This window comes from Cellulomonas sp. P5_C6, from assembly GCF_054049635.1.
In genome coordinates this window covers 1-7,685 of the sequence record NZ_JBFULZ010000192.1, presented here as the reverse complement: position 1 = coordinate 7,685, position 7,685 = coordinate 1, and the positions used below count along the sequence as shown (strand labels likewise).

Below are 7,685 nucleotides of genomic sequence, written 5' to 3'. Positions count from 1 at the left end.
ACCCGCGCGAGGTCCGCCTCCTGCTGGCCACCAAGACGCAGCCGGCCGACCTCGTCCGCGCCGCGCTGGAGGCCGATCGCGAGGCCCGCGCCACCGACCCCGCGCTGCTGCCCGTGCTGGTCGGCGAGAACCGGGTGCAGGAGCTCGTCGCCAAGGGACCGGAGCTCGCCGGGCTGGCCGACCTGCACCTGATCGGCCCGCTCCAGTCGAACAAGGTCAACGCCGCGCTGCGCTGGGCCTCGTGCGTCGAGTCGGTGGCCTCGCTGGAGCTGGCGGAGCGGCTGTCGGCGCGCGCGACGGATGTGATGGACGTGTACCTGCAGGTCAACGTGTCGGGCGAGGCGAGCAAGCACGGCGTGAGCCCGTCGCAGGCCGTCGACCTGGCCGGAGCGGTCGCCGCGCTGCCGGGCCTGCGGGTGGCGGGCCTGATGACGGTGGGCGCGCGTTCCGACGACGACGGCGTCGTGCGCGCCGGGTACGCGTTGCTGCGCGGTCTGCGGGACCGGATCGTCGCCTCGGGGACTCAGACGGCGACGGAGCTGTCCATGGGCATGAGCGGCGACCTGGAGCTCGCGATCGCGGAGGGCGCGACGCTCGTGCGCGTCGGCAGCGCGGTCTTCGGCGCCCGCCCGACGTGACCGCCGCGCAGCAGCACCACCTGGGCGGTCCGGACGGAGGCGCGCGGGTGCGCGGCGAGCTCGCGGGCGCGCAGCACGGTCAGGCGGCGCAGCTGGCGGTCAAGATCGGGGTCCATGTCTCTCCTTCGTCGAGCGTCAGGAGCACGCCGGAGTCGGGCTGATACAAGATGGGCGCATGGATGACGAGCAGGACGGCCGGTTCCCCCGGTGGGTGTACCGGGCCGGGACCGATCCGGACGCCCGGTTCTCGCTGGCCAACGAGCGGACGTTCCTCGCCTGGATCCGTACCTCGTTGGCGCTGCTCGCCGGCGGCGTGGCGCTCGAGGCCCTGAACCTGCCCGTGCAGACCGACCTGCGGTTCGCCGCGGCGATGGTGCTCGTCGCCCTCGGCGCGGTCGCACCGGTGCTCGCCTGGCTCGGCTGGGCCCGCGCCGAGCGCTCGGTGCGGACCAGCACCCCGCTGCCGGCACCCTCGGCGTTCGGCCTCCTCGTCGTCGGCGTGTGCGTCGCCGGCGGCCTCGTCCTCGTGGGGCTGGCGCTCGCGTGACCGACGCGGCGCCGACGACGCTCGCGGTCGAGCGCACCCACCTCGCGTGGCGGCGCACCGCGCTCGGGCTGTTCGGCGGCGGGATCGCGGCGGCTCACCTGCTCCAGGAGTTCGTCGGCCTCTCGGCGTGGAGCCTCGCCGGCGTCGGACTCGTCGCGGCGGCCGCACTCACCATCTCGTCGCACCGGCGCCATCTGGTGGGCCGCTCGGTCCCTCCCGGCGGCCGCCTGGTGACCGTCTGCGCGCTCTCGCTGATCGTGATGGGCATCGCCGCCGTGGCGTTCGTGCTGCTGCACGGCGCCTGAGTCACGGGACGCGCGCGGTCCACCCCGGGTCCGAGAACTTGGTCCGCATCAGCTCGCCCGCCCGCTCCAGCTCCTCGGGCCGCAGCACGCCGTCGACGGTCGGGTAGCGGGCGCGGAAGTGCGCGGCGAACGCGGCGATGACGGCCTCGCGCGGCAGCTGGGTCTGGGACCGGACGGGGTCGACGCGCTTGTTCGCGCTCGTCGTCCCCTTGTCCGAGAGCTTCTCGCGGCCGATCCGGAGCACCTCGAGCATCTTGTCCGCGTCGATGTCGTAGGACATGGTCACGTGGTGCAGCACCGCGCCGCCGACCATCCGCTTCTGCGCCGAGCCCGCCAGCTTGCCCGCCGGTGACGCGATGTCGTTGAGCCCGCTGGTGAAGGCCTGCACCCCGACGTCCGCGAGCGCGCCCAGCACCCACTGGTTGAGGTACGCGTAGGACTCCTCGAACGTCATGGCGTCGACCAGCGACGCGGGCACCACCAGCGAGAACGTGATGCAGTTGCCCGCCTCCATGAACATCGCGCCGCCGCCGGAGATCCGCCGCACCACCGTGATGCCGTAGCGCTCGGCGGCCTCGAGGTCGACCTCGTTGCGCAGCGACTGGAACGACCCGATGATCACCGCCGGCTCGACCCACTCCCAGAACCGCAGGGTGGGCCCTCGCCGGCCGGCCGCGAGCTCCTCGGTGAGCACCTGGTCGAGCGCCGCGTGCACGGCGGGTGGCAGCGGGCCGGGGTGGATCAGCTCGAACGTGTGGTCGCCCCACGCGCTCGACAGGCCGAGCGCCCGACGCACCGCGACGGCCACGGCGTGGGCGTCGAACCCGACCATCGTGACGGGCTCGTGCTGCGCGTCGAGAGCGCTCGTCACCGCCTCGGTCAGCCGGCTCACCGGTGCGTCCCGCGGCAGCCCCTCGAGGGCCGACGACAGCACGGGCAGCGCCTCGTCGGGCTCCAGGAAGAAGTCGCCGCTCACGCTGACGCCGCTCAGCAGCCCGTCCACCACGTCGAGGTCGACCGCGACGAGCTTGCCGCCGGGGACCTTGTACTCACCGTGCACGGTGCCCAGCGTAGGTCGCGGTCAGCCCAGCGCCTGCACGGCCGACTGCGCCCGCTCCTGAACCATCGCGGAGAGGGTGGTCGGGTCCCCCAGGGTGGCCAGCGCGGCGTCCGCGTCACCCGTGGCGAGCGACTCGGCGGTCCACGTGACGATGGTGTTGCCGACGAGCATGTGGCCCCGGTACGAGGGCGCGTTCACGCCGGCGGCGGTGTGCGTGATCTCCTGCACGATCGACGGGTAGACGCCCTGACCCTCGATGGCCGGGTCGGCGGTCCAGGTGGCGCGGTCGACGCCGTTGTCCACCTGGGTGTACTTCGGGCAGGCGTCGACCGTCGTGACCAGCTCGCGGAACGCCTCACGCGCGGCCGCCGGGTCCGGCAGCATCACGATCTCCTGGTCGAACGTGAAGTCCGTGTTCCCCCACATCCGGGTGTCGTACCAGGTGGGCGCCTGCTCGACGACCGTGACGGCGGTGACGCACTGGTCGGGCACGATGCTGGAGCCCGGAGGCAGCCCCCACGTGCCGGTGGTGAGGAGCGGCTGCACGCCGGGCTTGGCGGCCGGGACGTCGTTGACCAGGTCCTCGGAGGTGACGAACAGCCCGGCGGCCGTGGTGGCGTCGAAGACGGCGTCCGCCCCGGGCGGCCCGACCGACACGGACGGCGTCGGCAGGGTCGGCGCGGTGGTCTCGGGAGGCGGCGGCGTGACGGTCACCGACGGCGTGGGCTCGGTCTCGACCGGCTCCCACGGCTGCGCGACCAGGACGGTGACGAGCGCCAGGGCGAGCACGGCGAAGAGCAACCACCACCAGCCGCGGCGCGACCGGACCGGGCCCCCCGCCTGCGGCTCGTCCCCGGGAGCCGGGTCGACGGGCTGCGGCGCACTGCCGGACACGACCGCTCCCTCCGCACACCCGCGGCCGCGCTGCAGCGGCCGTCGGTCCGAGGCTAAGCCGCCGGGGTCGAGTGTGCAGGGATGAACTTCAGCGCGGCTGCACGCCTCGGTTGCGAAGCCCCCAGATGGCGGAGTCCGTGAGGGCCTCCCACGACGCCTCCAGCAGGTTGGGCCCGACGCCGACCGTGCTCCACGAGCGCTGCCCGTCCGTCATCTCGATGAGCACGCGCGTGATGGCGTCGGTGCCGTGCATCGAGTCCAGGATGCGGACCTTGAAGTCGATGAGCTCGAACGTCTCGAGCTCGGGGTACACCCGCAGGAGCGCCTGGCGCAGCGCGTGGTCGAGCGCGTTGACGGGACCGTTGCCCTCGCCCGTGCTGACGATCCGCTCGCCGCCGGCGTGGAGCTTGACCGTGGCCTCCGCCGTCGCCGGTGCCCCGCGCCCGCCGGCGCGCTCGACGATGGTCCGCCACGACTCCACGCGGAAGTACTGCGGACGCTGCCCGTCGATCTCCTCGAGGAGCAGCAGCTCGAACGACGCGTCCGCCGCCTCGTACGTGTACCCGTTCGCCTCGGCGTCCTTGACCCGGTCGGTCACCCGGCCGAGCAGCTCGGGGCGCCCGGACAGGTCGAACCCGAGCTCGCGCCCCTTGAGCTCGATCGACGCGCGGCCGGCCATGTCCGAGATCAGCATGCGCATGTCGTTGCCGACGAGGGCCGGGTCCGTGTGCTGGTAGAGGTCCGGGTCCACGCGGATGGCCGACGCGTGGATGCCCGCCTTGTGCGCGAACGCGCTGGCTCCCACGTACGGCGAGCGCGCGAACGGGGAGATGTTGGTGATCTCGCTGATGGCGTGCGCGATCCGGGTCAGCTCGCTGAGCCCGCCGGGCAGCCCCTCCTCGACCTTGAGCACGGGGAGCCCGTACTTCAGCTGCAGGTTCGCGACGACCGACAGCAGGTCGGCGTTCCCCGTGCGCTCCCCGTACCCGTTGACCGTGCCCTGGACGTGGGTGCACCCGGCCTCGACGGCGGCGAGCGTGTTGGCCACCGCGCAGCCCGAGTCGTTGTGCGCGTGGATCCCCAGGATCGCCTCCGGCCCGACGGCGCCGCGGATCTCGTGCACGATGTCCGCCACCCAGGTGGGCACCATGCCGCCGTTGGTGTCGCACAGCGCGACGACCTCGGCCCCCGCCTCGAAGCCGGCCAGGACGGCGGCCCGGGAGTAGGCAGGGTCGAACCGGTAGCCGTCGAAGAAGTGCTCGGCGTCCACCACCACCCGGCGGCCCTCCCGGACCAGGAACGCCACGGTGTCCGCGATCATCGCGATGTTCTCGTCGCCCGTGGTGCGCAGCGCCCGCTCGGCGTGCCGCAGGTCGTGCTTGGCGACGAGCGCGACGACCGGGGCCTCCGAGTCGACCAGCGCCCGCACCTGCGGGTCGTCGACCGCGCGGGTGCCGGCCTTGCGCGTGCTGCCGAACGCCGCCAGCTCGGCGTTGCGGAAGTCCAGCTCCTTGGCCGCCCGCTTGAAGAACTCGGTGTCCTTGGGCACCGCGCCCGGCCAGCCGCCCTCGATGAAGCCGACACCGAGCTCGTCGAGCAGCGGCGCGATGGCCAGCTTGTCGGCGACGGAGAGGTTCATCCCCTCCTGCTGGGCACCGTCGCGCAGGGTCGTGTCGTAGACCTGGAACGGCGTGCTGGCGAGGACGGACACGATGGGCTCTCTTCGGTGCTGGGACGGGCGACTTGACCTCGTGCTGGCTGCTGCTTCGTCGTACTGCTCTCGGGCGGGGTGTGCCGGTGCAGTCGACGGTAGTCGGGGCGGGGGTGGTGCTCCGACCAACAAAAAGACCCCCCGGGGTACGGGAGGTCTGCGCGTCAGCGTGGTGGGCCGACGCGCTACTCGATAATGAGGGAGGAGAGGGTCACACCTGCATGGTGGCACACGTCACCCGGCGTGGTCACGCGTTCCACCCCTTGGACACCACGCTCACGGCGCGGACGACAGCGCCGAGTTGTCCGTTTCGCTAGCGTGGGCCCGTGCCGTCGACGCGGCACTCCGTCCGAGGAGGCCGCATGTCCGACCCGACTCCCCCGCCCGAGCGTCAGTCCGCCTACCCGCACGCGACGCCCCCACCGGCTCCCGCGCCGGCCCCGGCCCCCGCGCCCGTCCCGGACCCGACCGTCGTCTACCCCGCCGCACTGCAGCCGGCGGCCGTCCCGCCGCCCGTCCCCGCCGCAGCCCCCCGCGCACCCGCCGGCCCGTCGGTCGACGCCGGGCGGTACTGGGCCGGTGTCGTCGCGACGGCGCTGGTGGCCGCGCTCGTGGGCCTGGTCGGCGTCGTCATCGTCGACCAGATCCTGAACATCGAGCTCGCGGTCAAGGACATCTTCGGCACCGACTCGACCGGCGCCGCGTACGTGGTGGGGGCCGCGCTCTTCGCCGTGGCCGCCGGCGGGCTGCTGCACCTGCTCGTGCTCACCACGCCGAAGCCCAAGGCGTTCTTCGGCTGGATCATGTTCCTGGGCACCCTCACGGCAGCACTTCTTCCCCTCACCTGGACCGACAAGCTCGAGTCGTCGATCTCCGCGGGCATCGTGAACGCGCTCATCGGCATCGCGATCTGGTCGCTGCTGGTCGGGGTGCTCGGACGGACCCTGCGCCCCGGGACGCCCCTGGACTGACCCGGCTCAGTCGACGAAACGCTCCTGCAGCGCGCGGACCAGCGGCCACGCGCCCTCGGACGTCGTCGCGACCACCGTCACGGTGAGCCCCTCGGCGGGGTCGTGGACGCTGCGGAACGACACGCCCGCGTCGTACCCGTCCAGCTGCACGACGTCGCGGGTGGCGTGCAGCCAGAACCCGAGCCCGTAGCGGCGACGCTCCTGCGGGACGTCGCTGCGCGGGGCGACCATCCGCGCCAGCGTGTCCCGGCCGACGATCGCGCCCTCGAACAGCGCGGTCCAGAACCGGTGCACGTCGGCCGTGGTCGTGTACATCCCGCCGTCGCCGGAGCCGAGCACGGGCAGGTGGAACACGTTGGTCCGCCACTGCCCGTCCAGCTCGACGTACCCGAGCGCGGCCCGGTCCGGCAGGGCGTCCGACCGCAGGAAGTCCGTGTCGACCAGCCCTGCCGGGCGGCAGACCCGGTCGCGCACCAGGTCGTGGAAGGGCACCCCGGACGCTCGCTCCGCCAGCAGGGCGAGCACCACGAAGCCGCCGTTGCAGTACGCGAACCGCTCCCCCGCCCGGAACGCCGTCGGGAAGCCGTCGAGCACCGCGAGGAACGACTCGGTGGTCGCCAGCTCGTGCACCGGCACGGTCATCACGTAGGCGCTGATCGGTGTGTCGGCCTCCTCGTCGAGGTAGTCGCCGATGCCCGACCGGTGCGCGAGCAGGTGCTCGACCGTGACGTCGTCGGCGATCAGCGGCAGGTCGGCGCCCAGGATCGAGCGCGCGGTCGTCGTGAGCGCGAGCGTGCCGTCCTCGACCAGGCTCAGCACGGCCAGGGCCGTCATGCCCTTGGACCCGCTCGCCATCGCCACCTGCGAGTCCGGTGTCATCGCGATGCCGTGCCGCCGGTCGGCCAGCCCGTACGCGACGTTCAGCTCCGTGGTGCCCGCCCGGTCGACCCGGACGACCCCCGAGAAGCGGCTCTCGGCGGCGATCCGGTCGACCAGCGGGCCCAGCTCCATCAGACCAGGCGGTGCAGCCAGCCGTGCCGGTCCGTCGCGCGGCCGTACTGGATGTCGGTGAGCTCGTCGCGGATGCGCGTGGTGACCGGTCCGGCCTGGCCGTCCCCGACCGTGAGGTCGAAGTCGTCGCTGGCCATGCGGCCGATGGGAGTCATGACGGCGGCCGTGCCGCACGCGAACACCTCGCGCACCGAGCCGTCGGCCAGGCCCGCGCGGAGCTCCGCCAACGGGATCGGCCGCTCGGAGACCTCGTGGCCTGCGTCGGTGAGCAGGCGCAGGATCGACGAGCGCGTGACGCCCTCGAGGATCGAGCCCGAGATCGGCGGCGTCGCGACGCTGCCGTCCGCGCCCACGACGAAGACGTTCATGCCGCCCAGCTCCTCGAGCTGCGTGTTCGTCGACGCGTCGAGGAAGCACACCTGCTCGAAGCCCTTCTCGTACGCCTCCTGCTGCGGGAGCAGGCTCGCGGCGTRGTTGCCGCCGCACTTCGCGGCACCCGTCCCACCTGCGCCGGCGCGGTGGTACTCCTGGTCGACCCAGATGGCGAC

At 73.1% G+C, this 7,685-nt stretch carries 9 protein-coding genes; 4 read left to right on the top strand and 5 right to left on the bottom strand.

Annotation, left to right across the window (positions count from 1 at the left end; genetic code table 11):
* The 3 genes from ACXJKG_RS17360 to ACXJKG_RS17350 form a co-directional block, all read left to right on the top strand.
* Nucleotides 1-638 (top strand): YggS family pyridoxal phosphate-dependent enzyme (locus ACXJKG_RS17360; RefSeq protein ID WP_456846990.1); only part of this gene is annotated, 638 nt, incomplete at its 5' end.
* A gap of 175 nt (nt 639-813) precedes the next feature.
* Nucleotides 814-1,185, top strand: coding sequence for a YidH family protein (locus ACXJKG_RS17355; RefSeq protein WP_456846989.1), 372 nt, complete (start codon nt 814-816; stop codon nt 1,183-1,185).
* Nucleotides 1,182-1,490, top strand: a complete 309-nt coding sequence (locus ACXJKG_RS17350) for a DUF202 domain-containing protein (protein ID WP_456846988.1) — start codon at nt 1,182-1,184, stop codon at nt 1,488-1,490. Before ACXJKG_RS17355 ends, ACXJKG_RS17350 begins: the two co-directional genes overlap by 4 nt.
* Before the next feature lies 1 nt (nt 1,491).
* On the opposite strand, the gene ACXJKG_RS17345 is transcribed toward ACXJKG_RS17350, so the two are convergent.
* The 3 genes from ACXJKG_RS17345 to cimA form a co-directional block, all read right to left on the bottom strand.
* On the bottom strand, nt 1,492-2,550 hold the full coding sequence (locus ACXJKG_RS17345) for a lipoate--protein ligase family protein (protein ID WP_456846987.1): 1,059 nt from the start codon (nt 2,548-2,550) through the stop codon (nt 1,492-1,494).
* Nucleotides 2,551-2,571: 21 nt separating this feature from the next.
* The gene (locus tag ACXJKG_RS17340) at nt 2,572-3,444 is read right to left on the bottom strand and encodes a sensor domain-containing protein (protein WP_456846986.1); all 873 of its coding nucleotides are present in this window, start codon (nt 3,442-3,444) and stop codon (nt 2,572-2,574) included.
* Between the two features lie 88 nt (nt 3,445-3,532).
* Nucleotides 3,533-5,155: a citramalate synthase gene (gene cimA, locus ACXJKG_RS17335; protein ID WP_456846985.1), complete on the bottom strand. Its 1,623-nt coding sequence runs from the start codon at nt 5,153-5,155 to the stop codon at nt 3,533-3,535.
* A gap of 362 nt (nt 5,156-5,517) precedes the next feature.
* Between cimA and ACXJKG_RS17330 the strand changes: the two genes are divergently transcribed.
* Nucleotides 5,518-6,126 carry a hypothetical protein gene (locus tag ACXJKG_RS17330; RefSeq protein ID WP_456846984.1) on the top strand — a complete coding sequence of 203 codons (609 nt, stop codon included), beginning with the start codon at nt 5,518-5,520 and terminating at the stop codon, nt 6,124-6,126.
* A gap of 6 nt (nt 6,127-6,132) precedes the next feature.
* Here ACXJKG_RS17330 and ACXJKG_RS17325 read toward each other — a convergent pair whose 3' ends face one another.
* Both ACXJKG_RS17325 and ACXJKG_RS17320 read right to left on the bottom strand, forming a co-directional pair.
* Nucleotides 6,133-7,137 (bottom strand): serine hydrolase domain-containing protein, encoded by a 1,005-nt coding sequence (locus ACXJKG_RS17325; protein WP_456846983.1) that lies wholly within the window; start codon nt 7,135-7,137, stop codon nt 6,133-6,135.
* On the bottom strand, nt 7,137-7,685 hold a 549-nt coding region (locus tag ACXJKG_RS17320), incomplete at its 5' end, for an aminotransferase class IV (protein WP_456846982.1). The genes ACXJKG_RS17325 and ACXJKG_RS17320, both read right to left, overlap by 1 nt.

Bases quoted from the DNA above. Each gene is read 5' to 3' on its own strand.
- ACXJKG_RS17355 (WP_456846989.1), top strand. From the start codon at position 814: ATGGATGACGAGCAGGACGGCCGGTTCCCCCGGTGGGTGTACCGGGCC.
- ACXJKG_RS17330 (WP_456846984.1), top strand. From the start codon at position 5,518: ATGTCCGACCCGACTCCCCCGCCCGAGCGTCAGTCCGCCTACCCGCAC.
- ACXJKG_RS17325 (WP_456846983.1), bottom strand. From the start codon at position 7,137: ATGGAGCTGGGCCCGCTGGTCGACCGGATCGCCGCCGAGAGCCGCTTC.